The sequence below is a fragment of the Emcibacter sp. genome (assembly GCF_963675455.1).
In the GTDB taxonomy this organism is placed as follows: Bacteria; Pseudomonadota; Alphaproteobacteria; order Sphingomonadales; family Emcibacteraceae; genus Emcibacter.
In genome coordinates this window covers 2,366,718-2,392,804 of record NZ_OY776217.1, presented here as the reverse complement: position 1 = coordinate 2,392,804, position 26,087 = coordinate 2,366,718, and the positions used below count along the sequence as shown (strand labels likewise).

The 26,087-nt window shown below is 53.7% G+C and carries 21 protein-coding genes; 11 read left to right on the top strand and 10 right to left on the bottom strand.

What is annotated here, in order from left to right:
• Positions 1–326: 326 nt before the first annotated feature.
• The 3 genes from ACORNT_RS11100 to ACORNT_RS11090 form a co-directional block, all read right to left on the bottom strand.
• On the bottom strand, positions 327–2,039 hold the full coding sequence (locus ACORNT_RS11100; protein WP_321390537.1) for a carboxypeptidase regulatory-like domain-containing protein: 1,713 nt from the start codon (positions 2,037–2,039) through the stop codon (positions 327–329).
• A 264-nt stretch (positions 2,040–2,303) separates the two neighbouring features.
• Complete coding sequence (gene lpdA / locus ACORNT_RS11095) at positions 2,304–3,686, bottom strand: dihydrolipoyl dehydrogenase (protein WP_321390534.1); 1,383 nt, start codon at positions 3,684–3,686, stop codon at positions 2,304–2,306.
• Positions 3,687–3,799: 113 nt separating this feature from the next.
• Positions 3,800–4,978, bottom strand: a complete 1,179-nt coding sequence (locus ACORNT_RS11090; protein ID WP_321390531.1) for an aromatic ring-hydroxylating oxygenase subunit alpha — start codon at positions 4,976–4,978, stop codon at positions 3,800–3,802.
• A gap of 253 nt (positions 4,979–5,231) precedes the next feature.
• Between ACORNT_RS11090 and ACORNT_RS11085 the strand changes: the two genes are divergently transcribed.
• Together ACORNT_RS11085 and ACORNT_RS11080 are read left to right on the top strand one after the other, a co-directional pair.
• Positions 5,232–5,999 (top strand): glucose 1-dehydrogenase, encoded by a 768-nt coding sequence (locus ACORNT_RS11085; RefSeq protein WP_321390528.1) that lies wholly within the window; start codon positions 5,232–5,234, stop codon positions 5,997–5,999.
• Positions 6,000–6,092: 93 nt separating this feature from the next.
• Positions 6,093–7,502: an aromatic ring-hydroxylating dioxygenase subunit alpha gene (locus ACORNT_RS11080; RefSeq protein WP_321390525.1), complete on the top strand. Its 1,410-nt coding sequence runs from the start codon at positions 6,093–6,095 to the stop codon at positions 7,500–7,502.
• A 141-nt stretch (positions 7,503–7,643) separates the two neighbouring features.
• On the opposite strand, the gene ACORNT_RS11075 is transcribed toward ACORNT_RS11080, so the two are convergent.
• A complete protein-coding gene (locus ACORNT_RS11075; protein ID WP_321390523.1) occupies positions 7,644–9,872 on the bottom strand; it encodes a TonB-dependent receptor in 2,229 nt (742 codons plus the stop codon).
• Between the two features lie 286 nt (positions 9,873–10,158).
• Between ACORNT_RS11075 and ACORNT_RS11070 the strand changes: the two genes are divergently transcribed.
• The 5 genes from ACORNT_RS11070 to ACORNT_RS11050 all read left to right on the top strand — a co-directional run bounded on the left by ACORNT_RS11070 (position 10,159) and on the right by ACORNT_RS11050 (position 16,451).
• Positions 10,159–11,223 carry a phosphotransferase gene (locus ACORNT_RS11070; RefSeq protein ID WP_321390521.1) on the top strand — a complete coding sequence of 355 codons (1,065 nt, stop codon included), beginning with the start codon at positions 10,159–10,161 and terminating at the stop codon, positions 11,221–11,223.
• Positions 11,224–11,226: 3 nt separating this feature from the next.
• Complete coding sequence (locus ACORNT_RS11065) at positions 11,227–12,411, top strand: acyl-CoA dehydrogenase (RefSeq protein WP_321390518.1); 1,185 nt, start codon at positions 11,227–11,229, stop codon at positions 12,409–12,411.
• Positions 12,412–12,507: 96 nt separating this feature from the next.
• A complete protein-coding gene (locus tag ACORNT_RS11060; protein ID WP_321390513.1) occupies positions 12,508–14,142 on the top strand; it encodes a GMC family oxidoreductase in 1,635 nt (544 codons plus the stop codon).
• 168 nt (positions 14,143–14,310) lie between these two features.
• Positions 14,311–16,047 carry an FAD-dependent oxidoreductase gene (locus ACORNT_RS11055; RefSeq protein ID WP_321390510.1) on the top strand — a complete coding sequence of 579 codons (1,737 nt, stop codon included), beginning with the start codon at positions 14,311–14,313 and terminating at the stop codon, positions 16,045–16,047.
• Positions 16,044–16,451, top strand: a complete 408-nt coding sequence (locus ACORNT_RS11050) for a hypothetical protein (protein WP_321390508.1) — start codon at positions 16,044–16,046, stop codon at positions 16,449–16,451. Before ACORNT_RS11055 ends, ACORNT_RS11050 begins: the two co-directional genes overlap by 4 nt.
• A gap of 25 nt (positions 16,452–16,476) precedes the next feature.
• Here the strand turns inward: ACORNT_RS11050 and ACORNT_RS11045 are convergent, their stop codons facing one another.
• Together ACORNT_RS11045 and ACORNT_RS11040 are read right to left on the bottom strand one after the other, a co-directional pair.
• Positions 16,477–17,214 carry an SDR family oxidoreductase gene (locus ACORNT_RS11045; RefSeq protein WP_321390505.1) on the bottom strand — a complete coding sequence of 246 codons (738 nt, stop codon included), beginning with the start codon at positions 17,212–17,214 and terminating at the stop codon, positions 16,477–16,479.
• An 11-nt stretch (positions 17,215–17,225) separates the two neighbouring features.
• Complete coding sequence (locus ACORNT_RS11040) at positions 17,226–18,236, bottom strand: NADP-dependent oxidoreductase (RefSeq protein ID WP_321390503.1); 1,011 nt, start codon at positions 18,234–18,236, stop codon at positions 17,226–17,228.
• A 157-nt stretch (positions 18,237–18,393) separates the two neighbouring features.
• Here ACORNT_RS11040 and ACORNT_RS11035 point away from each other — a divergent pair, with 157 nt between their 5' ends.
• The 4 genes from ACORNT_RS11035 (at position 18,394) to ACORNT_RS11020 (ending at position 22,221) form a co-directional block, all read left to right on the top strand.
• Positions 18,394–19,197 carry a ThuA domain-containing protein gene (locus tag ACORNT_RS11035; protein ID WP_321390498.1) on the top strand — a complete coding sequence of 268 codons (804 nt, stop codon included), beginning with the start codon at positions 18,394–18,396 and terminating at the stop codon, positions 19,195–19,197.
• 93 nt (positions 19,198–19,290) lie between these two features.
• The gene (locus ACORNT_RS11030; RefSeq protein WP_321390496.1) at positions 19,291–20,613 is read left to right on the top strand and encodes an aromatic ring-hydroxylating dioxygenase subunit alpha; all 1,323 of its coding nucleotides are present in this window, start codon (positions 19,291–19,293) and stop codon (positions 20,611–20,613) included.
• 14 nt (positions 20,614–20,627) lie between these two features.
• Complete coding sequence (locus tag ACORNT_RS11025) at positions 20,628–21,416, top strand: SDR family oxidoreductase (RefSeq protein WP_321390494.1); 789 nt, start codon at positions 20,628–20,630, stop codon at positions 21,414–21,416.
• 4 nt (positions 21,417–21,420) lie between these two features.
• Positions 21,421–22,221, top strand: a complete 801-nt coding sequence (locus ACORNT_RS11020) for a sugar phosphate isomerase/epimerase family protein (RefSeq protein WP_321390492.1) — start codon at positions 21,421–21,423, stop codon at positions 22,219–22,221.
• 14 nt (positions 22,222–22,235) lie between these two features.
• Here ACORNT_RS11020 and ACORNT_RS11015 read toward each other — a convergent pair whose 3' ends face one another.
• The 4 genes from ACORNT_RS11015 to ACORNT_RS11000 are packed head-to-tail and all read right to left on the bottom strand — an operon-like array spanning position 22,236 to position 26,062.
• The gene (locus tag ACORNT_RS11015) at positions 22,236–22,628 is read right to left on the bottom strand and encodes a limonene-1,2-epoxide hydrolase family protein (RefSeq protein ID WP_321390482.1); all 393 of its coding nucleotides are present in this window, start codon (positions 22,626–22,628) and stop codon (positions 22,236–22,238) included.
• Positions 22,625–24,061 (bottom strand): 2-oxo acid dehydrogenase subunit E2, encoded by a 1,437-nt coding sequence (locus ACORNT_RS11010; protein ID WP_321390480.1) that lies wholly within the window; start codon positions 24,059–24,061, stop codon positions 22,625–22,627. Before ACORNT_RS11010 ends, ACORNT_RS11015 begins: the two co-directional genes overlap by 4 nt.
• Positions 24,062–24,065: 4 nt before the next feature.
• On the bottom strand, positions 24,066–25,082 hold the full coding sequence (locus ACORNT_RS11005) for an alpha-ketoacid dehydrogenase subunit beta (RefSeq protein ID WP_321390472.1): 1,017 nt from the start codon (positions 25,080–25,082) through the stop codon (positions 24,066–24,068).
• Between the two features lie 17 nt (positions 25,083–25,099).
• The gene (locus ACORNT_RS11000) at positions 25,100–26,062 is read right to left on the bottom strand and encodes a thiamine pyrophosphate-dependent dehydrogenase E1 component subunit alpha (RefSeq protein ID WP_321390468.1); all 963 of its coding nucleotides are present in this window, start codon (positions 26,060–26,062) and stop codon (positions 25,100–25,102) included.
• Positions 26,063–26,087 lie beyond the last annotated feature (25 nt).

Here is a 26,087-nt window from a genome sequence, read left to right as displayed (position 1 = left end):
CAGACAGAGAACTACAGTTTTCTGCAGCTTAGGCAGATATGGAAATGTTTGGGAGATTTCAGGATTACTTTGGTCGAGAGGTAATGTAACGTTTATATAGTTCAATGTGTTAAGATGAAAATTGCACATTTTTTGCGCATTTCCATACACAAATTTAAAGCATGAGCTCAAAGAGCCGAGATAGACTTTTCGGTCAAATACCTTGACTCGATGGAGAACCCGCAAGGTCTAATTTCCGCCGATCCAGAATAAGTCTGGCGCAAGTCAGTTTGACTATAGGCCAGCCCTACAAACCACCAGACCAGCTTTTTTTCATACAAACCCTTTTAATCGGGGATCTCAACGCGAATGAGCTGGGACGTATTTTTATTGGGCAGCCAGACTGTTGTCCTGTCCGCCCGGACGTCCACCACAACTTTTCGGGCATCATAATAGACCGGCATCAGATATTGTATGATTTCCCCGGTCTCCGGATCAAGACGCAGCAAACGATCCGATCCTGTAGCTGAGGCCCAGACCCGCCCCTTGACGTCAGGTCGGGAATAATAAGGCGATATAAATTTGACCGGGATCGAATATTCCCTGATTTCTTCGGTTGCAAGATCTATAACACCGATCTTGTCAGCATAAAATTCACTGAACCAGAACCGGTTCTGTTTATCCCGGTGTCCCCGCCGGGGATAGGCCAGCGGGGTCGGTGTTGGGATAAGACGCACCTTTCCTGACTGGAGGTTGGCCCGCACAATCGCAGACGGTTCGGGCGCGGTGCAGAGAAAATTACCATTAGCATCCTGATCCATCATGTAACAATAGTTCAGGGGGTTGCTATGGTATGGGTCCACGGGTGAAGGTTTATCATCAAATAATGTGATACCTTCCGAGAACTGTCCCGTTTCAATATCGAGCCGGAACGCCTGTTCATGACGTATTTCACCTTCCGGCGGTGCGCCTAATCCCGTGACCCAAAGGCCTGTTTCCCCCGGCTGTACAGTGGAAATAAACGGATTTTTCCAGACCACCGGCATATCATATGTTTGCCATTGCTCTGTGTCGGGCATGAAACGGGCAAGTTTGTTGCCGCCGACGGCGACCCAAACATTATCCTCGCCATCCACCTGGATATCCTGGACGCCAACAATACGGTCTGTCCCCGGCGCCGGGGTCTCTGGTAGGAAGTTCGGGGCCGGCCATTCCTTGAAGTTTCCGGTTTTGGGATCAAGCATGCCGATATAATCCCAGCCAGTGTTGCCATACCAGACATTCCCTTTGGAATCGACGTCCAGGTCATGGATAACACTGGGCTGCCTGGGAATAGGAAAAACGGTGACCGTGGCTCGTGTTGCTTCACCAGTCGGCCGCGGCAGAGTTTTAAGCTCATAGGCCCAACTAGTCCTGTCGCCGCTCAGGTTGATAGTGGAGAGATATTTCGCAATAACCGTTGCGTCACGGCCAAACCACTGCAATCCTTCCAGAGGTGCCGGTGAGCTGACAACCTGGATGCGTTCTGCCGATGAATGATCCGTTTCATACGTCAACATGCGCTGAATGACTTCCATAAATTCAACGTCGTCATATTCTGAGCGGGCGACCCGTTCCAGGGTATGACAGAATGCGCAATTCACCATGTTGCGCATCAATATATCTTTCTGGGTGTCGGCGCCCGGAAAACTGTTCAGCCATTCAAGGGACGTCAACTGGGACGCCAGCCGGTCAGTGTCGGTCACAACATCGAGTTTGAGATCAACTGCGGCGGCATGAGATCCCACCTCGGCCCTGACCGGTTCTTCCGATGCCGGCAGCTCATATCCAGCAGCGCGGACCGTTATTTCATATTTGCCCGGTGCCAGTCTTTCCCGCTTGAAAGCAAAACGGCCTGCGTCATTGGAGACAACGGAAGTTAAAACGGTGCTGCCTTCCCTGTGCGCGATGACCAGAACCCCTTCCATCGGGCCTTCCTTATCCGATGTTACGGTGCCGCTCAGGACAATCTCTTCAGACTTTTGGTCTGGTTGCGCCGCGCCGGCAGATGTCTTTAACATAAGCGTGGAAACCAGTGCCGCAATAAACAATATAAGCAGCGCGATCAGACAATAACGAATTGAAAATCTCAGGTGTAACGACATAAGCTTCTCCCCGGCGTTCGGTTTTGCTGAACAGGAGGCTTCTCCCACGCCTTGCCTGTCTTGTACGATACAATATTCCTATTTTAACCGCTTGATTATTCCGTGATCAGGGTGCTGTGACACCTGATAAATTAGATAGGCGTTTGCCTGTAAATACTGAAAAGCTTTTTTGACGCCTGATCATAAATGTATTGCCCTTTCATAAGCTGCGAGGACGGATTCATGCATGGCTTCCGAGAGAGTGGGATGGGCGAAGACCGTCTCCATCAGATCCTCCTCCGTTGCCTCCAGCTTGCGGGCCAGAACAAATCCCTGGACCAGTTCAGTCACGTCCGGGCCGATCAGGTGAGCCCCGAGCAGCTCCCCGCTGCCGGCATCGAAAATGGTCTTGATCAGGCCGTCGGTCTCGCCCAGCGCCACAGCCTTGCCGTTGCCGACAAAGGGAAACTCGCCAATGCGCACTTCGTGCCCCTTTTCCCGGGCCGCCTGCTCCGTCAGGCCTATACTGGCCACCTGCGGCCGGCTGTAGGTGCAGGACGGGATCAGGTCCGCCTTCAGCGGCCGCGGGCTGTGCCCGGCAATCTTCTCCACACAAATCACCCCTTCATGGCTCGCCTTGTGCGCCAGCCACGGCGGCCCGGCCACATCGCCGATGGCATAAATGCCGTCAATGTTGGTCCTGCCATACGGGTCGGTGACAATATGACCCCGGTCCGTCTTCACCCCCGCAGTCTCCAGACCGAGATTTTCGATATTACCGACAATGCCGATGGCCAGAAGCACCGTATCAAACTCTTTCTTCACTTCGCCTTCAGGCGTTTTCAGACGTGCCGTGACGTTGTTCTTTTTCTTCTCCAGAGCAGCAACCTCCGTCCCCCTGTGCAAGCTGATGCCGCGGCGGGAGAAAATTTTCTCCGCCAGCGCTGATATCGCTTCATCCTCATTGGGCAAAATGCGCGGCAGGGCTTCGACCACCGTCACTTCGGCGCCCACATCCTGATAAAAGCTGGCGAATTCCATGCCGATGGCGCCGGAGCCGATCACCAGTAGCTTTTTCGGCATCCGTTTGGGCGAAAGGGCATGCCTGTAGGTCCAGATGAGATCCCCGTCCGCCGCAAGATGCGGCAGTTCCCGGGCCCGGGCCCCGGTGGCGATGATGATATGCCTGGCAGTGATCTTTTCTCTTCCAATAGAAACCTCACCGGGACCAGTCAGGCGACCCTCCCCCTCGATCACCGTGACCTTGTTCTTTTTCAGCAGCCCCCGCACTCCGCCGGACAATTGACCCGCTACCTTGCGGCTGCGGCCGATGGCCGTCGCCAGATCAAAGGAAAGCTCGCCGGCGGTAAAACCGTGCGCCGGCAGCTCCTTGAGAAGGTGGGAGATCTCAGCCGTCCGCAACAGCGCCTTGGTCGGGATACAGCCCCAGTTCAGGCAGATGCCGCCAAGATGTTCCCGTTCCACCACCGCCGTCTTCAGGCCCAACTGCGCCGCCCGGATCGCCGACACATAACCGCCGGGACCGCCCCCAATCACAACAATGTCATACTCTTTCTTCGTCATCTCTTCACATCTTCCCGTTCCTTCCCGCAAGACCTGAAAAAGCCCGCCGGACTGCCTCGGACAGGCAGTCCGGACAGGACATCAAGTCAGGGAGAAATATCCAGCTACAATTCCTAAAGCGTCGGCGGCACCTTGTTCGGGTCGTCGCTCACAAAATAATCAACATATTTATGAAAATACTGATTGCCGCGTTCGTTTTTTCCGAAAACAACAGATTTCAGGGCACCGGCCTGCAGGCCTCTCTGTACCTGGAGCCCTAGATCATAATCCTCTTCCTGGACAACTTTTTTCAGAAAATCCATCATGCCGGTAATCGCCGCCTGGTCCTCATCGTCTTTCGGCGGCTCCCTGCGGATAAACATCAGATTGGTTTCATTCTTATTGGCTGTCGGGCCGGGGACAAGCTGGGCTACCTGGGTGAGCTCCGGGGCAAAGAAAAGACTTACATTGGGGAAAATTGTACGGATGAAATCATAACCGTTATTTTCATTATCCCCCCAGGTTTCGCGGGGCAATCCACCCAGCTTTTCCTTGATGCAAACCTGCGGGAAGCCGACCCGCATATGCGGCCCCATGGCAGTGAAATGCATGATGTTGCTAAATGTCCGGGGATGAATGGTTTCCGGATGGGCCGCAGCAAAATGATAGCCCTCCAGATAACCGTCATAAGCAATTTTCCAGTTGGCCCCCTTCAGGTGGCGAGTGCCGCAGAAGTGCCATTTTTCCAGTTCGTAGGCTTCAAGATCCTTGAGCATATCGCCCAGGTGCGCCTCAATATCAATGGTTCCGCCCGGTTTCATCAACACCCAGATGATCCCGGCGGCTTCCACACAGGGCAGTGTCGTCAAGTTACGGGATTCCTTGTCAACTGATCCGAATTTCTGCTGATCCGCAACACCCTGTAACCGGCCGTCATTCTTGAAACACCAGGCGTGATAGGTGCAGCTGAACAGGTTTTTGTTCCCATACCCATTTTCGACCAGTGTCATGCCCCGATGGGTGCAGACATTGAACATGGCGGCCACCCCGCCGTCTTTCTTGCGGGTGAGAATGATAGGTTTTCCAAGCAGATCAAAGGCCTTGTAATCACCCGGTTTGGGAATCTCGACGGACAGCCCCGCCAGAAGCGGCAGAGCGTGGAAAATCTTTTCCATTTCATTGCCAAAATAATCCGGGTCCAGATAAGCAGACGCCGGTACTTCATAGGTTGTCTCGGCAGAGTCCGTTGTGCCACTTTCAACATAGTGAAGCAGTTTTTCCGCTTCATTGCCAAGCTGTTGCTTCATATCCATAAATTATACTCCCTCTATCCTGACGTCCGGAAACTCGATCCGGTGATATCATCCTTTATGAATACACGGACCAGGGAAACAATGAAACCTGCAGATGTTCATAGGTGGTAACGTCTTTATCTGTTGAACCATAGCCTCCCTCTTGATGATAATTCGACAAAATACTCCCTTTTCTCTCAGTATCACCAGTTGCCAGTCTGACCATAAACTGGTCTCTTGACATGAAGGAATAAAAGAATCGGGAGCAAAAAAGATGATGATCGACCTTAACGACAAAGTGGCCCTTGTCACCGGTGCAGCCTCAGCCGGGGGGCTCGGCTTCGCAACAGCAAAAAAAATGGCGGAACAGGGGGCCAGGATATTCTTGACGGATATTGATGAAACCTCGGTTCTGGAGCGGGCTGAAGACCTGCAGAAAATGGGCTTTGAAGCCAGGGCCATGGCGCACGACGTAACGGACGAAGCCGCCTGGAAAGATGTGATGGGTTCTGTAATCAATACTTACGGAAAACTTGATATCCTGGTAAATAATGCCGGCATTGCCGTTCTCGGCATGATAAAGGATATAACCAAAGCGGACTGGGACAAGCAGCTGAAGGTCAATCTGGACAGTGTCTATCTCGGCTGCAAGGCCGGCCTCGACCAGATGAGCCAACAGGGGAACGGCGGCTCAATTATCAACCTGTCGTCCGTTGCCGGCCTGATCGGGGTCCCCGGCACGGCAGCCTACGCCGCCAGCAAAGGTGGCGTCCGGCTTTTCACAAAGTCCATTGCCCTTGAATATGCCGCAGAAAATATCAGGGTGAACAGTGTCCATCCCGGCATGATCTGGACCGACATGCAGAAAGTCGCCATTGCCGACAACAAGGAACAGTATGACCTGATTACTGCTGCAATTCCCATGAAAAGGATGGGAGAGCCGGAAGATATTGGATCCATGATCGCATTTCTTGCCTCCGATGATGCCAAATATATCACAGGTGCGGAATTCGTTGTAGATGGCGGCATGGTCGCCCAATAATATTAAAAAATCAGATGAATGGACATTCTGGGCGAAATATAACCTCATAACATCAGGTTATGAGTGAAGAGCATAAAAAAGGAGTTATTTCTTATGGGTGATACCGAGACCAAAATCAAAGGGCAACCGTTGCCGCGTTGCCCCGGAACCTCGTTCCGGGACCTGGCTCTGGCGGATACCAATCCGGTACCGGAATTTCTTTATGAAGATGTCTATGAGAATCTGGGTTCTGACCCGATCCCTGCCTCAAATTACACCGATCCTGAATTTTTCGAACTTGAGAAAAAGAAAATGTGGCCCAAGGTATGGCAGTTTGCCGCCCGCGTGGAGGAACTGCCGGAACCCGGGGACTATGTCATTTATGAAATTGTCGGCAAGTCCTTCATTATCATGCGCCAGAAGGACAACAGCGTACGTGCCTTTTATAATGTGTGCCTGCACCGCGGACGCAAGCTGAAGACAGAAGACGGCTGGGCCAGCGAACTGCATTGTCCTTTCCATGGTTTTTCCTGGAATACAGACGGGTCCCTGAAACAGATCCCATGTCGCTGGGATTTCGAACATCTCAAAGACGAGGAAATGGCCCTGCCGGAAGTCCAGGTCGGGCAATGGGGCGGCTATATTTTCCTTCGCGAAGCCAAGGAAGGTCCCACCCTGGAAGAATATCTGGCCCCCATGCCGGAACATTTCAAACGCTGGAAACACGAAGAATGCGCCACAGTCATCTGGGTTGGTAAAGTCGTTCCTGCCAACTGGAAAGTCGTGATGGAAGCCTTTATGGAAAGCTGGCACACCGTTGTGACCCATCCCCAGCTTCTGCCCTTTACCGGCGACTGCAATTCCCAATACAACATCTATGGTGACCATGTGAACATGACGGTGACCCCTTTCGGAACCATGTCGCCGCACATCGACCCGAAGGGCAAGTCACAGCAATGGATTGTCGACGAATTCGTCAAATATAACGGACGCTCTTCTGATAACTATGAAGAAGAAGATGATGGCTTCAACGTCAAGGTGCCAGAAGGCAAGACCGCCCGGGAAGCACTGGGCGAAAGCCTGCGTGCAACAACAACCAAAATGTTTGGCCATGACGTGAGCTTTGCCTCCGACTGTGAAATGATGGACGCTATCCTTTACGATGTGTTCCCCAATTTCAGTCCGTGGGCGGGTTTCCAGCCGAATATTGTCTATCGCTGGCGCCCCTGGCATGATCAGGATCACACCCTGATGGAAGTTCGCATCCTGACCCGTGTCCCGCCCGGGGAAAAAGCCCCCAAGGCTCCGCCAATGAAATTCCTGACAGACGATCAGAAATGGACGGAGGCAGAGGAACTCGGGATTCTTGGTGATGTCTTCGAGCAGGACATGGAAAATCTGCCCTATGTGCAGGAGGGGCTGAAATCCTCCGCCAACAACGAAGTTCAACTGGCCAACTACCAGGAAATACAGATCAGGCAGTTCCAGAATACGGTCATGAAATATGTTAAAGCGGAAGAATAAGCCGCAATAAATAACTCCCTTAAACCTGAAAAGCCCTCACTCAAAAGAGCGGGGGCTTTTCTTATGGTTCTTGACGTTTCCAAAGAAAGAGGGCGACTGGGAATTCCGACCGCCCTCCTCTTTAATGGCTCTACTCTGAACTCAGAACTCAAACCCAACTGTTACACCAAAGGTGCGCGGCTCACGGGCGGAGGCGAAGGACCACAGGCCGGCCACGGTAAAGGCCGCGTTCGGGCCACGATCGTCGGTCAGGTTACGTCCGTAAACGGTAACCTTTGCCGTTGACTCGCCCATGTCGATCCGGGCTGTCAGGCTGGCGTCCAGCAGACCCTGCTTGTCAGAGCGCACACGGGGATCGTTGCCGTTGACAATAATAGTACCGTCACCTGCCACCGTGGTCGGGCCGAGCGAGATCTGCTGATCATATTCGTCAATATAGCGATAGCTGACATTGGCTTGGATTTCCCCAAAGTCTGTCGGGATCACATAGTCAGCGGTGACAGACGCCGTAATGTCAGGGTTATAGATCAGCTCGTTGGCAGAATAATCATATGTCTGCAGCACACCAAGTCCATCAGGCGCCTGGGTGATGAAACCATCGAACTCTGAGTCAAGCAGACCAAGGGATGCCCTGATCGTCAGATTTTCAACCGGGACCCAGGTCACGTCTGCCTCAAAACCTTTCACTGTCGCCGAACCCACGTTACTCACGATGGTTTCGTTTGCTGTTCCGCCTTCCAGAGGAATGGTCGTATTCTGCTGCAGATCCTTGTAGTCGGAATAAAAGGCGGCGAGGTTGACAATCAACCGGCGATCAAAGAAATCACTCTTCAGGCCGATTTCATAGGAATCAACAATCTCGGGTTCATAGGGGGTTGTTGATGAAAACAGCGTCTGACCGCGGCCGGAGAAGCCGCCGGAACGATATCCGCGTGACCAGGAGGCATAAACCATCAGATTGTCCGTCGGACGATAATCGACACCCACTTTAGGCGTAAACTTGTTGAAGGTTTTTTCAGCCAGCGGGAACTGAACGTCGCCGACACTGTTATAGTTGCTTTTCTTGTCCTGGGTCCAGCGACCACCAAAAGACAGTCGAACTTCATCAGTAATCACCCAGTTGAAGTCGCCAAAGAAGGCCAGTGACTTGGATTTACCGGTTGTAACCTGCTGCGGGGCCGGACCACCAAACAGCCGAGTATCCTGAACAAAGTCATATTTATGGTCATAGAAATAGCCGCCGACCACATAGTCAAGGCTGTCGGTGATACTGCCAGCCCCGCGAAGTTCCTGACTAAACTGCCTGAACTCCTGAACACGGGAGGTGTAATAAAGATCGGAAGTGGAGGCATCAAAATCCTGGGTCTGGAATTCATCGGATTCGCGATACCCTGTTACTGAAGTCAGGGTAATGCCACCTACTTCCAGGTTCATTTCCAGGGTACCGGCAGGCGAGCTATATTCGGAAACCGCAGGATCATTAAAGACGGTATAAAGATCAGTAGTCGTGTTGCGGTTACACTGATCTGCCGGAATAAAAAGGCAGAACAGCTCTGATGTATTGGTAATATTCGAGTTCACCGGATCAAATTCCTGAACCTGTTTCTCAAGTGTCAGGTTGGCGTCAAAGTTTTCGTTATTGCGATAGGCAAAAACGATACCAAAATTATCATTGTTGCTGGCACCTACCCGTTCGCCGGTAATGCCATGCCGGTAATATCCATCACTTTCATTATGAAAATAAAAGGCTTTTGCCGCGAGCGTATCATCCACCAGCGGCACATTGACAACAGCCCGTGTGGCCAGAGTATTGAACTTGCCATAGCTGACTTCCGCCTTACCGCCAAATTCAAAGGTTGGTTTGCTGCGGGTAATATTGATCACACCGCCGATAGTGTTCCGCCCGAACAATGTTCCCTGGGGACCACGCAGGACCTCAATCTGTTCGATATCAAAGAAGTCAAAGAACTGGCCGGTGCTGGTACCGATAAAAACCCCGTCCACGACAACAGCTACAGTCGGTTCAAAGGATTTTTCAACGTCGGCAAAGGTCAGGCCGCGAATGGAAAGATTAGCCGATGCTGCACCCGAGTTCTGGTTGGTAATCAGAAGGTTGGGAGCTGCACCCTGCAGGTCGCCAAGATTAAGGGCACCTTTCGCCTCGATCATACCGGATGACAGGGCTGTCATGGCAATTGGCGTTTCCTGAATGGTTTCCTTGCGTCGACGAGCTGAAACGATTACTTCTTCGATAACCATCGCTTCATTAGAAGTAGCTGCGGCTTCTTCCTGCGCCATCACCTGCATGGTGGACAGAATAGCCGTCCCGGATCCAAGCAGTACGGATTTCCTGAATAGATTTTTTCCCATAAAAGTCCTCTCCTACATTTCTACTTTTTGATTTCTTGTTCTACAGAATTGGAGACAAGATTATATCCCCTTAACTGCATATCCCTGCGGGCATCGTCTATTCTGTACAATCCCGATATTATTGTTGATATTTAACTACCACGTTATCGAAACCTGCGCGCCTGTGACTTTAAATAGGCCCCCTCACCCCCCCGGCTGAGGATATAATGCGAGCAATCCATTGGGATGTGGCTGAGAGACCAATAATCCAGATTCACAGAAAGTGTAATTTCAGAAAGACTAAAAAGTGAGCAACCTTCAGAATAAATTTGCAGGATCAGGCCCGGTTCGGGAAGGCCATAAATTCGATCAGGACCGCCTTGATGGCTGGATGAAGGACCATGTTGAAGGATTCTCGGGCCCGCTCAAAGTGGAACAGTTCAAAGGCGGGCAGTCAAATCCCACCTATAAACTGGTCACCCCCGGTAAAACCTATGTTATGCGCCGAAAACCCCCGGGAAAGCTCCTGAAAGGTGCCCATGCTGTGGAACGGGAATTTCGAATTCTCGACGCCCTTGGACGCACAGGTTTTCCGGTCGCACATGTTCAAGCCCTGTGTGAGGACAGCTCGGTTGTCGGCACACCTTTTTATCTTATGGACATGATCGAAGGCCGAATTTTCTGGGACGCCTCACTGCCCGGGATCGATCGGGAAGCAAGACCTGAATATTTCGACGCCATGAATAATACCATCGCCAGGCTGCATAGTATTGACCCCGGTGAAATCGGACTGGGTGATTATGGACGACCCGGTAATTACTTCGAACGGCAAATCAGCCGCTGGTCCGGGCAATACGGGGACGATTCCGAAGCAGGCCGGCTGAAGGACATGGACAGGCTTGTCGACTGGTTACCGGAAAATATCCCTCCTGGTGATGAAAGCAGCATCGTGCACGGTGATTTCAGGGTCGATAACATGATCTGGCATCCGACAGAACCCCGGATACTGGCTGTCCTGGACTGGGAGCTTTCCACCCTTGGCCATCCGCTCGCCGATTTTTCCTACCATCTGATGATGTATAACCTGCCCCCGCATATTATCGGGGGAATGAAAGGCCTGGATCTGAAAGCCCTGAACATCACATCACAGGATGACTATGTGGCCGCATATTGCCGGCGCACCGGTCGCGACCGCATAGACAATCTGAATTTTTATCTGGCGTTTAATATGTTCCGTTTTGCCGCTATCCTGCATGGAATCAAGGGCCGGATGGCCCGCGGCACGGCTGCTTCACCCGAAGCAAAAACTCTTGTAGATACTCTTCCCGAACTGGCCGCCCTCGCCCGCGCCATGGCTGAAAACAAGGACTAGAAAATGGTTATCGAAGAACTTCCCGCCCCATCCGGGCGATCCGCTGAAATTGCTGCGAAAGTTGAAAAATTTGTGCGCGACGTTGTTGCCCCCTATGAGAAAGACCCTCGCTGCGGTTACCACGGGCCAAGCGAGGAACTGGTCAGCGAAATGCGCGACAAGGCCCGTTCGGCCGGTCTCATGACTCCGCATATCATGGACGACGGCTCTCATCTTACGCATCTGGAAACCGCCCTTGTGCTGAAAAAGTCAGGTCTATCCCCCCTGGGGCCCGTGGCTCTCAATACCATGGCGCCGGATGAAGGAAATATGTATCTGATCGGCAAAGTGGGAAGCGAAAAACAGAAAAATCATTTCCTGGCCCCGGTCGTTGCCGGAAAGGCGCGTTCAGCCTTTTTCATGACTGAACCGGCTGAAGATGAAGGCGCCGGCGCCGACCCCTCCATGCTGAAGACAAGAGCCGTCCAGGATGGCGATCACTGGGTCATTAATGGCCGCAAGGCCTTTATCACCGGCGCAGAAGGAGCGCGCGTGGGAATTATCATGGCCAACAGCGGCACGCAGGAAAAGATGGCCGCCACCATGTTCCTTGTCGACCTGCCGGATCCGGCGGTGCGCATGGAACGGGTGCTGGATACCATTGATAATTCCATGCCCGGCGGCCACGGCGTTCTGGCCATCGAAAACCTCCGCGTTCACAAGGACCAGATCCTGGGGGAAATTCACAAGGGATTTGACTATGCCCAGGTACGCCTGAGCCCGGCCCGTCTGACCCATTGCATGCGCTGGCTTGGTGGTTGCATCCGGGCTCACGAGATCGCATCGGCCTATGCCTGCAAGCGGACGGCCTTTGGCAAACCCCTGATCGACCATGAAGGAGTGGGCTTTCCTCTGGCTGAAAACCTGATCGACCTGCGCCAGTGCGAACTGATCATCAACTGGGTGGCCGGGGTGCTGGATACCGGTGCACTCGGCACCACTGAAAGCAGTATGGCGAAAGTCGCTGTTTCCGAAGCCCTGTTCAGGGTGGCCGACCGCTGCGTTCAGGTCATGGGCGGCACCGGCGTATCCGGCGACACCATCGTCGAGCAGATTTTCCGGGAGGTGCGCGCCTTCCGTATTTATGACGGCCCTACAGAAGTACACAAATGGTCCCTGGCCAAGAAAATCAAACGGGCTCATCGATGATCTGATATCCACCAGAACCTGATATTTCTGAGAGTATCGCTATTCCCTTGTAGCGGTACTCTTTTTCCGTAATCGATAGAAGCCAAGGGAACCATCATGTCAACTTCAGAAAACCAGTGCCTTGACTATATTGTCATCGGTGCCGGTTCCGCCGGTTGCGTCCTGGCGGAAAAACTGTCCGCAAATCCGGCCCACAGAGTACTGTTGATCGAAGCGGGAGGAACGGACAAAAACCCCTTCATTCATATGCCAAAAGGCGTCGCCAAACTCGTTGTAAACCCTGACCACATCTGGGCTTACCAGGTCGAACAACCAAGGGTTCCCAATGAAGAAGCCAATGAAATCTGGATCCGGGGGCGCGGTCTCGGCGGCTCTTCCTCGATCAATGGCATGATCTGGAGCCGGGGCGAACCGGCTGACTATGATGAATGGGAAAAACTTGGTTGTACCGGCTGGAACGGCGAGAGTATGACCAGCGCCTTTCGCGCCCTGGAAGATCATCAGCTTGGGTCGAGCGACCTTCGCGGCGCAGGCGGGCCGGTCCCGGTCTCCCCCGGGACATTCAAATACCCCCTCACCCGCCGCATGATAGATGCGGGCAAGCAGATGGGCATGGCTGAAACTGATGACCTCAACAGCCTTACCGGCGACAGGATAGGCTTTTACAGCCACAATATCTATCGCGGGAAACGACAGAGCTCTGCCGTAACCTTCCTCAACCGCGCCAAGTCCCGTCCAAACCTGGAAATATTAACCCAGACGATTGCCAAACAAATATGTATTAGCGATGGCACCGTAACCGGTGTTGAACTGCGGCACAAAGACCGTGGCGACTTCGTTGTGGACTGTCAGGGTGAAGTGATCCTGTCTGCCGGCACAATGGAGAGTCCGCAGATATTGGAGCGCAGCGGCATAGGAGATCCCGACCATCTGAAACAAATCGGCATCACGCCAGTTACGCATAGTCCGGATGTTGGCAATCGTCTCCGCGAACATCTGGCCTTTGCCATGCCGCACAGGCTGAAACATCAGGATGGTATCAACCGCAGTTTTTTCGGCCTGGGCCTGTTAAAGTCGGTGCTGCAATATTACCTGTTTCATAGCGGCCCGATGGCAACCGGTCCCTTTGAAGTCGGCGGTTTCGCCAATATCGCCCATCCGGACGGCAGACCCGATCTGCAGCTCTATCTTGGCGGTTATACATTCGCCCTCAGCGAGGACAATCATCCTGTGCCCCTGAATGACATCGACAGGGAACCCGGCATTTCCATTTACGGCCAGCTTTTGCGACTGACCAGTGAAGGCAGCATTCACATAAAATCCCCGGATCCTGCAGATGGCACGTCAGTCACGCCCAACTGGCTGACCACCGAGGAAGACCGCCGGGCCGCCGTTGAATGTGTCCGTTACATGCGCCGACTGATGGCGCAACCTGCGCTGGCCCCTGAGATCGAACGAGAGCTCCTGCCGGGCCCCAATGTGCAGACGGACGAAGAAATCCTGGAAAGTTTCAGAAGACTGGCGACATGTGGTCTACACGGCATGGGCACCTGTCGCATGGGCGGGGATGACCGGGCGGTTGTCGACCACGAGCTCAGGGTGCGGGGCGTTCAGGGACTGCGTGTGGCAGATTGTTCCGTCATGCCCTACCCGGTCACCGGAAACACCAATGCCCCGGCCATGGCCGTAGGCTGGCGAGCCGCAGAAATGATCCTCGGCAACGGTGTCTGATCGACATGCCACAGGGAAACAAGCATTATTGCCTCCCTTCTTGCTCGCCTCCTTGCTGCTGCATGCGGACTTTTTGACACTGAACTAGCACTTCGACGAGATGACGACCTCTGACAATCCGCCTAAAGTTCACTTTAACAAAATAGGGAATCAACGGGAGATCACAGAATGGGCAAAGACAATTCACTGAACCGCCGTTCAGTTCTTGGTGGTATTGGACTGGCGACTGCAGCAGGCATGCTGCCCGCAACGACCGCTAGAAGTGAATCAGCAGACAGCAACTGGGACTATGAGACCGAGGTGCTTTGTGTCGGCAGCGGCGCTGCTGCAGGTTCAGCAGCTGTAACTGCAGCTTCTCACGGCGCCAAAGTCATGCTAATCGAAAAAATGCCCCTGATGGGAGGCACGACCGGAAAATCAGGTGGTGTTGCCTGGATCTGCAACCATAACATCCTGCGCGAACAGGGCATTCAGGACAAAAAAAGAGATGCCATCGCCTATATGGCACATTACTCCTACCCACAGATTTTCAATCCGGAAAGTTCGACATTCGGGCTCGAGGAAATCGACTACAAGCTGATCGAGGCCTTTTACGACAATGGTTACAAGGCCATTGAGCACCTGGAAAAAGTTGATGCGGTAAAATTCAAGCAGTTCCGCCTGTTTCAGGTTGACGTTCCCGCGCCGGATTATGCAGATCATCTGCCGGAAAACAAAGTGCCAACCGGTCGCGCCCTCGAACCTGCCGTGGGTTCCGGCTCTTCGGAGGGCGGCGGCAGCCTTGCTGCCCATTTGGAAGACTGGCTCGCCCGGCATGACGTACCCATGATGACGGACACTCGAGTGACCAAAATCATCACCAACGATGACCGGGTTATTGGCGTTGAAGCCAAACAGGATGGAAAAATCATCCGCATTCGGGCCAGTAAAGGTGTGATTTTCGGCACCGGTGGCTATTCCCACAACGAAAAACTGGTCGGTCTGCACCAGACCGCCCTGTATGGCGCCTGCGCCATGCCCGGATCGACAGGTGATTTTATCAGTCTCGCCGGAGAAATCGGTGCTCAAATGGGAGCCATGCACACCGCCTGGCGCAGTCAGGTAGTCTTCGAGGAAGCCCTGCAGAACCGGCTGCTCGGGTTTTGCGCTTTCGTATTGCCCGGCGATTCAATGATCCTGGTAAACAAATATGGCAAGAGGATTGTCAATGAAAAGCGCTGTTACAATGACAGAACGATGCCCCACTTTGTCTATGATCCGGCGAAAGACGAGTATCCCAACCAGCTCCAGTTCATGCTGTTTGACGAACGGTCAATTGACCGGTTCGGCGGCGCCTTTCCCTTCCCCCTCAGTAAAAACGAGAATCCTTATCTGATCAGTGGCCAAAACCTGGATGAACTGTTTGAGAATATTGATGCCCGACTGAAAAAACTGGAAAACCAGAGCGGCGGCGTCAGGCTGGCCGACAATTTTGGTGGGGAAACCAAGGCAACTATTGAACGCTTCAACGGATATGCCAAAAAAGGCGTCGATCCGGAATTTGAACGCGGCAAGCGTCTGTATGATACGGAATGGCACAAGCTGTTCTCTTATCCGCGGGCCGATTCATCCTATCCCGCCAATCCAATGCCGAATCTGGTCATGCACCCCTTTTCTGAAGAGGGCCCCTATTACTGCTTTATTCTTGCGGCCGGAGCTCTGGATACCAATTCCGGTCCGCGCATCAATGAGAAGGCGCAGGTACTTGCCTCCGACGACAAACCCATTTCTGGACTTTACGGTGCCGGGAACTGTATCGCCAGTCCTTCCCGCAGTGCCTATTACGGCGCCGGGGGCACCATCGGTCTCGCCCTTACCTACGGCTATATTGCCGGCCGGCAGGTCGCAAAGGCGGAAACTGTATGACAAGACGTGCCGTAAAAGGAACACTGACCCTCATTACCGTTTTGACGGCGTTCCATTCCCCCTCTTTTGGTGGCGGATTAAGTGTCAGCTTTTCCAGGGATCTGGCCCCATTGCTGCGGCGGAAATGCGCTGTTTGCCATCTCACCGGCAAGGAAGCAGGCGGACTGGCGCTGCACCCCAAAGCAGCCTGGAAAAGCCTGGTTAATCATCCCTCTTCTGAAAGTCATTTTCTGATCGTTGAGCCTGGTGCACCCGAAAAGAGTTATCTGCTGATGAAGCTGGAAGGTACTCATATTGATAACGGCGGCAGTGGGGCGCAAATGCCCTTCAGCGCTCCTCCGCTGGACCAGGACACAATAAACATGTTCCGCACATGGATCGAAGACGGCGCCACAAACAACTAGATATCTGAAAAAACATGCAGCAATGTCAATTCTGCTGCATGGCTCCCCCGTCCACATAAATTCCGTGACCAGACATAAAACGCGCTTCCTCGCTGGCAAGGAATGCGGCCACCGGCGCGATATCTTCCGGTGTGCCGATCCGGCCAAGGGCCGCCTTGTTGGACCAGTACTCCTGGAAAGACGGATCCTGCTCGAACACCGGCCCTGTTATGCCTGTCAGGATCGCGCCCGGCTGGATACAGTTGACCGTGATGCCGTCCTTGCCCAGTTCCGACGCCAGCGCCCGGGTCAGGCCAAGAATGGCGTGTTTGGAGACCACATATGCCGACAGTCCTGCCGAGGCAAACCGGGAACAGGTTGAACCGATCATGATGATTCTGCCCTGATCCGAAGCCCGAAGCAGCGACAGCAAAACGCGGGTGATTTTCGCCACGGCATCCAGGTTTACTTTCAGGGTATCATCCCAAAGTTTCTGATCCGGATCGTCAAACAGGCCGAAGGCGCTGATCCCTGCCGCATTGACCAGAATATCGCATTGCCCGGCACAATCCTGCACCAGGGCACTGATCTTTTCAGGTGCTGAAGGCTCCGATACATCCACAGCCAGGGTGGCCTGAAAAGTCCCGGCAGCAGCCAGTGCTTGCTCATTGCGATCAACGGCAATAACCCTGACACCTTCCTCTACAAACCTCCGGGCGATGGCCTGGCCAATGCCGGAAGCCGCCCCTGTAACTACTGCAACGCGGTCAGTCAGTCCCTTCATGTCTTCCTCCATCAGGAAATTTTCAGGATCATTTTGCCTTGGTTGGTACCCTCAAACAGGCGCATCATGGCCGTGTAAGAGTTCTCCAGACCTTCATCGATATGTTCATCGAACTTCAGCTTGCCGTCATTAATCAGCCCGGCAACCTCCTGGCCGGCATCCATGAAACGATCCAGATAGTTGCTGACCAGATAACCCTGGATCCGGGCACAATTGACAATCAGCTGCCAGAGGTTACGAGTCCCGTAGGGCTCTGTATTATACTCGGAAATCAGGCCACAAAGGCAGACTTTGGCATTTTGATTAATGTTCATGAGAGTCGCGTCCAGGCCTTTTCCACCGACATTTTCAAATACAAGATCGATCCCATCCGGCGCCGCCTTGCCAATTTCCTCGGTCAGTTGCTCCACTGTCTTGCCACGATAATCAACAGCCGCATCAAATCCGTAATCATTCAGGAGCCGGCTGCATTTTTCAGGTCCGCCGGCGATACCCACCACATAAGCCCCATCCAGTTTGGCAAGCTGGCCGACCATAGAACCAACAGCTCCCGCGGCACCGCTGACAAGCAGGGTCTGTCCTTTTCGAGGTTTGAGTTCCTCTTTCACACCAAAATAAGCGGTCAGTCCCACCGCCCCCATGGCGGAGAGATAATTGGTCACGGACTTGGTGGCTGACGGATCGATGACATTGGTAAAACCGTCAGGCGTGAAAACCGAATAGTCTTCCATCTTGTTGAGGCCCATAATCCAGTCACCGGGTTTGAAAGCTTCTGCATTACTTTCAATCACTTCGGAGATGCAAGTCGCCCGAACGGCATCGCCCAGCTGAACAGGTGGCAGGTAACTTGGCGCATCATCAAGCCAGCCACGTTGGGCCGGATCAATGGACGCATAATGATTCCGCACCAGAAGCTCTCCCGCACCCGGCGTGGGGATATCCTCTTCGACCAGTTTGAAATCATCCGCCTTCGGCATGCCTTCCGGTCGGCGTACTAGTGTAAATCTTCTGTTTGTAGTCATCGTTGCATCCTCCATTATTTCATTTTCAATGTCCGTTATAACAAAGACCGCGTCCAATACCGCCTATCACTTCTCCCAGAGACCGGCCCTTATTATTTCTGTCAGGTGCCTCCCGTCGAGAGGCGTGGCAATATGTTTATCAAAAAAGGATCGTGTTATGCCTATCATACATTATCACGCCGAGATAAGACTGCTGGTCTCCGTGCGCGGACACCCCTTCGACCGAACAGCCTTTGACGCCATATTCCAGGATATGGAGGGGGTGTCGGCAACCATGGTAGACCAGCCGGCAGCAGCCCGACTGATGAATCTTGAGGATATGCAGGACTTTGACGCCCTTGTCCTCTATGACATGCCCGGACTGGATTTCGAAGATCCCCTGAAAAAACCCGGTTTTGTCGATCCGGATCCGGCTCTGGTAAAGGGTTTTGAAGCCCTGCTACAGGAGGGAAAGGGTATCGTCGCCCTGCATCATTCCCTCGCCGGCTGGCCAACATGGCCAGAATATGGCGACTGGCTGGGGGGACGCTTCCTGTACCGGCAGGATGTCGTCCACGGCAAAAGAACACTGGACAGCGGCTATGCACATGACGTTGACTATGTCGCCCGAAATGTCGCCCCCGATCATCCGGTTATGCGTGACATCCCGGAAAGTTTCCCGATTTGCGACGAACTATATCTGGCAGAGATATTTGAACCGGATGTGACCCCCCTTCTGCGATCAGGCCATGATTTTATCGCGGAAAATTTCTACAGCGCCACAGCCGCCCTGAATGAACGGATGTATGATAATGAAAACTGGGTACATCCTCCGGGATCCGACCTTATCGGCTGGGCAAAGAAAGCACTCAACAGTCGCCTTGTTTACCTGCAGCCCGGAGATTCATCCAAGGCCTATGAAAATCCGCATTACAGAAAAATTCTGCGAAATGCCATTGACTGGGTGACGTGCAGAACATGACCATTCCTAGCAGAAACCCGAGTACTATGATCTTCCGCTTCGCTATATGCTGCTAGTATATTTCGGGTGAGCAGTTATCCAAGGACTTATGACATGAACAAAATACATTTTTTCGGAGAAACACCGGCAGAGCTTGATCCCCCGGTTCGTGGCGACAAAATTAGCGGTGAGCGCTACTACTCAAAGGAATGGATGAAGGCAGAATGGAAACATGTCTTTGGGAAGGTGTGGCATGTCGGAGGCCTGGTTTCTGAACTGGAGGAACCCGGCGACTGGGTCAGCCACAACCTCGGCCGGGACAGTTTTATCATGGTTCTCCAGGAAGATGGCTCCATCAAGGCCTTCTACAATGCCTGTATTCACCGGGGCAACCGTCTTGTCTGGTCAGATCTCGGCGCCGGAGACCGGATCACCTGTTCCTATCACGGCTGGCAGTTTGGCAACGACGGCACGCTGCTCCGGGTGCAGGATGAAAAGGACTTTCCCGGCGGCAGCCCCTGCGGCAAGGCTAAACTCACCGAAATCAAATGCGATACCTGGGGTGGGTTTATCTGGTTCACTATGGACCTGGATGCCAAACCTCTCCTTGAATGGCTTGTCCCCTATCCAGAACTTCTAGCCAGCTACCAGATGGAGAAAATGACACGCGTCCTCTATATGACCGCGGAAATTCCCTGTAACTGGAAAATAATCCGCGACAACTTTAATGAAAGCTACCATCTGCCGACCCTGCATCCGGAACTGGCCCCCTTTATCGATGACGAATATACCGACACCGTCTTTGAAATGTATCCAAACGGCCATAATCGTATGGTCATGAAAGGCTGTCACCCCTCCCAGCGCCTGGACCTGCCCGACAATATGCAGCCGCCGCTGGATGATGTGCTCAGAATGTGGGACCTGGATCCCAAGGATTTTGAAGGCCGGGCGACAGAAGCCCGCACCGCCATCCAGAAAGCCATGCGCAAACTGGGCCCGGAACGCGGCTTCCATTATTTCGACACTCTGACGGACAGCCAGTTGACCGATTATCACCATTGCACCTTCTGGCCCAATTTTTCCCTGACCATGGGACCGGAGGGTTTCCAGGTCCTCCGTTCGGAGCCTCACCCTACAGATCCGGAAAAATGCATCTTTGACCACTGGTATTTCATGCACGAAGTGAAAGGACGGGATATGGTGGAAACGCCGCTCGGACAACTTCCCTTCGAGGCAGCTGAACGTCAGGTGGTAAAATTTGGCGAAACCTCACTCGGTTTCGTTGCCGATCAGGACATGTCCATTGCCGTCGGTCAGCAACAGGGCCTGCACAGCGCAGGATACAAAGGTGGTATGCTGACCAACCAGGAAAAACGCATCCAGCGCTTCCATGAAATGCTGAATGATGCCTGCGGCATCCACGGCGAAATAGAATAACAAGGAGAAATAAAATGGAACGACTGGTAGGCAAGAAGGCGCTGGTGGTCGGCGCAGCAGGCAAAAATAATATGGGACAGGCAATCGCCCGCAGGTTTGCTGAGGAAGGCGCCAAAGTGGCTGTCGCCGGTCGCCACATGGATGTGCTTGAAGAACTTGCCGGTGAAATCGGCGGCGTCGCCGTTCAAGGCGACCTGACAGAACGGGCAAGCGTATTCTCTATGGTGGAAAAGGCGGAGGCCGACCTCGGCGGGCTGGATATTACCGTCAACGCCACGGGGTGGGGGTTACTGAAACCTTTCCTCGAAATGACCGATGAGGAATTCGACAAGATGTATGCCCTGCAATTGCGTGGTGTCTTCCAACTCCTCCAGGCGCTGGTACCTGCCATGGACAATGGCGGCTCCATCATCCAGATCAGCTCTGCCACAGCAACCATCATGTTTCACGACCATGCGGCCTACATGGCAACCAAAGCCGGTGCCGATCATATGATCCGCTGCGTTGCCAATGAATTTGGCGCCAAAGGCATTCGAGCCAACAGCATTTCACCGGGCGTGACCGAAACCCCGATGACTGCCGGTGCCCAGGAAGTTCCCGGACTTCTGGACGCCTTCATTCCCGGCTATCCGCTTGGTCGCTACGGCACATCGGAAGATATCGCAGCAGGCTGCGTCTGGCTGGCCAGCGATGAATGTTTCATGACCGGTGAAAATATGCAGGTAAACGGCGGCCTGACCCTGCGGCGCAACCCCCGGCCTGATGAAATCTCCGCCTCTGTCGTCGCAGCGTCGCAGAAATAGACTCATGAGGCACCGTCCTCCTCCGCTATCGATGGCTTCGGGTATCACGCCCGAGGCGTCCCCGCAGCAACTTGTTCTGTGCGCGGCAGAAGCTGGCTACGACTATGGCGGCATGTGGATAGAAGCGGATCAATGGAATAACCAGACAACCCGTGAGGTGCGCACCCTCCTGAAGGAAACAGGCCTGCCGCTTCTGGATGTAGAGGTCGTCTGGATCAAACCGGGACCTCCTGATCCTGACCATGAAAGAATTATCGATATCGGCTCTGAACTTGGCGCCAGGAATGTGCTGGTGGTCAGCAGCGACCCGGACCGGTCAGGAACACTGGACAAACTTGGCCGTCTGATGGAACAGGGTGAAAAAAACGGGATCCGGATCAATCTGGAGTTTGGTCTGTTTACCGAGGTTAAAACCATCCATGAGGCGGCATCCCTGCTGAACGAACTCAATTCACCGGCAGCCGGCCTGCTGATCGATAGCCTGCACTGGCACCGCTCAGGGGGAACATTGACAGACATAGACGCCCTGCCCCGTGACTGGCTCGGTTATGTTCAATTGTGCGATGCACCTGTCCCCGGGGCCAATCCGGAAGATCCGGACGCCATTCTGGAGGAAGCCATCGACGGACGGCTTCAGATGGGGGAAGGAAACTTGCAGCTCGCAGAGATTCTCGGGGTTTTACCTGACGGCCTCCCGGTGGCTGTGGAACTCCGTTCAAAGGTACTGAGGGAAGAGTATCCCGACCTTTTGACACGGGCCAAATCGGTCCTTGAGAAAAGCCGGGCTTTCCTTCAAAGCCTATAAGCTGACTTCAGGAGCTAGGAGATAAACTGGGCCGTATCAAAATAATCGCGCCAGGCCACAATCTTTCCGTCCCTAATTTCAAAAGCACCCATCACCTGAATGTTCAGTGAGACGGCACCATCCCCGTTGACAATGATATCACGCCGTTCTGTCAGGACCGTGTTCCCGCTTGAAGCAATGGCCAATAACTCGACATCAATATGATGAGCCGTTTTCATTTGCTCGAACGCATCAAAAACGCCAAGAGCTTCATCCGGCCCCACTGTCCGGGACAGACCGACATTTTCCCATACAGCATCCGGTGCCATTGTATCCCGGACGGACTGATAGATCTCATCAACTGATACTGACCAGCGCTCAAAAAAACGACGAACGACTTGCTCCGGTGTCATATTATTCTCGATCATGCCACTAATTCTCCCGGAGTTTCCAGTAACTCCCGTAGGGTTTTCATAAACTGCGCGCCGACTGCCCCGTCTATGGCCCTATGGTCACAGGACAGGGAAAGCTCCATCACTGTGGCAAAGGCCAGCGCATGATCAATCTCAATCGGCTGACGGCTGCCCGCCCCGACAGCCAGAATGGCTCCCTGGGGCGGATTGATAATGGCGTCAAACTGGTCGATTCCATACATGCCCAGATTGCTGACTGAAAAACTGCCGCCCTGGAACTCTTCGGGCTGAAGTCTACCGGCCCGGGCCTTGTCGGCCAGTTGCCTGACTTCGCGCGAAATAGCCGCCACGGACAGGTTGTTCGCCGCCCGGACGATGGGGGTTATCAATCCCTTATCCGTTGCCACCGCCACGGAAATATCAGCATCGGCAAAGCGATGTATCTCGTCACCATGCACCTGGACATTCACATCCGGGTGCCGGCCAAGGGCAATGGCGCAGGCCCGAACGATGTAGTCGTTAATGCTCGGGGCTTCCCCGGTCGCAGCCTTGGCCTGGGCCCTGAGGCCGAGGATGGCATCAATGCGCACTTTCTGCCGCAGATAAAAATGGGGAATGGTGGATTTGCTGTGGCTCAGCGATTTGGCTATGGCCTTGCGCATGGGGGACATTTTCACCACCTCAACCGTTCCTGCGGCAGGGTGCGGAACGGATACCCCCGGGGCTTCCTGAACCTGCGCCAGCACATCGTCCTTGCAAATACGACCTCTGGGACCTGTCCCGCTAACAGTGGAAAGGTCGACACCATGCTGAACCGCCAGCCTTTTGGCCAGCGGGCTGGCATAAAATCTGTCCAGATCATTGCCCACAGGCGTGATATCCAGCGGCTCGCCGCCACCGATACTGACCTCCGGCAGACTGGCCTGCAATACATCCTGATAGGTGATGCGGCCGTCTTTGCCCGAACCATTTATATCTGAAACATCCACACCTCTCTCTTCGGCCAGTGCTTTTGCTGCCGGACTGATATTGACTGACTCATCAATTTTGATCCTTGCCGCGGGCGCGGTTTTCGTTGCAGGTTGCTGAACCGGTTTTGGCGCTGCTGCTTTTTTGGATTTTCCGCCTTTGGATGCGGTGCTGGTATCCGAAGGTTTAAAATCGGCAATGAAGGCATCCACGTCAGCCTCTGACGGTTTATCATCAGGACCGACAACAACGGCAATCAGTTCTCCAACCGTATAGGTCTCTCCGGGAACGGCAACCAGACGGGCAAACATACCATCATATTCCGCCTCCACCTCGTTGGTGATCTTGTCTGTTTCGATGAGGCCCAGAAGATCGCCTTTCCTGAATGTCTTTCCCTCTTCCACCATCCATTCGCCGACGACACCTTCGGTCATCTCGATACCCCATTTGGGCATGGTAAATGCGCGTAATTTTGTCATCACCCTATCCCCGCCTGTAGGCCATAAGCTTGAATGCTGCAGCCTCAATCTTGTCAACTGAGGGAAGATAGGCGGATTCCATCTCCCGGGCGAAAGGAATTGGGCTGTGAGGTGCCGTCACCATTTCGATAGGCGCCCTGAGGGAGGCAAAAGCCTTTTGTGCCACCAGGGCAGACAAATCCGTCGCCAGTCCGCAGCGCGGCGGGCTTTCATCCACAATCAGCAGGCGGCCGGTCCGTTCCACACTGTCCAGGATTGCTTCTTCGTCCAGCGGGCTTGTGGTCCTGAGATCAATCACGTCGCAGCCGATTCCTTCTTCCGCCAGATTTGCTGCGGCAGCTTCCGCAAACCCCACCATCAAGCCGGTTGCCAGAATAGTCAGGTCATCACCCTGACACACCTGCCGGGCATGGCCGAAGGGCAGTAAAAATTCACCGTCCGGCACTTCGCCGGTAGCCGCATACAGCGCCTTGTGCTCGAGGAAAATCACCGGATCGTCATCCCGGATCGCTGTGGTAAGCAGCCCTTTGGCGTCAGCAGGCGTTGACGGCATAACAACCTTGACGCCGGGCATGGCAGTGACAAAACCATGGATCGACTGGCTGTGTTGTGCCGCCGCGTTGAAACCGGCTCCATAAACCATACGGATCACAATCGGGCATTTGGACTTGCCGCCGAACATATACCGGAATTTTGCCACCTGGTTCCAGATCTGGTCCATACAAACGCCAATGAAGTCAGCAAACATGATTTCTGCAATGGCGCGCTTGCCGGTCAGGGACGCACCGGCAGCAGCGCCGATGATGGCACTCTCTGAAATCGGTGTGTCAATTACCCGGTCGGGACCGTATTTATCCCACAACCCGGTGGAGGTACTCCAGATGCCGCCGATGGCCTCGGGCCCTCCCGCAGCACCATTACCGCCTACAATATCCTCGCCCAGCATAATCACGGAGGGATCGCGGGCCATTTCGGAATCGATCGTCTCCAGGATCGCTTCACGGATCATTTTTTCAGCCATAGTAATTATTCCCTCTGTCAGTAACTTATATACACGTCTTCTGTGACGTGCTCTGCACCAGGCTTTTCTGCTGCGCGCGCTTCCTGGACAGCCCTGTCGATCAGAGCATTTACTTCCTCATCAATGGCATCAAGCTGCTCACTTTCCAGTAAGGTTTTTTCAGCCACATTTTTGCGGAAAATCTTGAGACAATCCCGTTCCTCGCGGATACGGTCCAGCTCCCCTTTCCCGCGATACCGCTGGGGATCGCCTTCAAAGTGTCCGAAAAAGCGCTCCGTATCCAACTCTACGGCCGCCGGTCCCTTGCCTGCCTTGCAGTGTTTGATCAGGTCATCAATGATCCGGTATACCTCGAAAAAGTCGGTGCCGTCCCCCTTCTCCGCCCTCATACCGAAAGCTGCCGCGCGTCCTGCTATATCCTTGGAACCGACGGCATAATCAACGCCGGTATGCTCTGAATAATGATTGTTCTCAAAAACGAAAATCACCGGCAGGTTCAGCACTACGGCTAGATTCATGGCCTCGAAAGTCGTGCCTTGGTTACAGGCCCCGTCACCGGAAAAGGCGATGGAGACATTGCCCGTATCCTTGGCAGAAATCCCGGCGCCAACAGCAAGGGGCGCACCGGCGCCGACAATTCCGTTGGCTCCAAGCATTCCCTTATCCACGTCAGCAATATGCATGGAACCGCCCTTGCCCTTGCACAAGCCGTCACGACGGCCATAAATCTCTTTCATCATGCCGATGACGTCACATCCCTTGGCCAGGCAATGGCCATGACCGCGGTGGGTGGAAATGATATAATCTGTGGGTCCCAGATGTTCACAGACCCCGACCGCTACGGATTCCTGACCGGCATAAAGATGTGTAAAACCCGCGATTTCCCCTGTCAGGATTTCATCATGCAATCTTTCCTCGAAAACCCGGATCACCTTCATCTGGCGATAGGCCTGCAACAAGGCGTCGCTCTTCAGTTGCATCTCATCCTTCTCCCATTTTATTTTT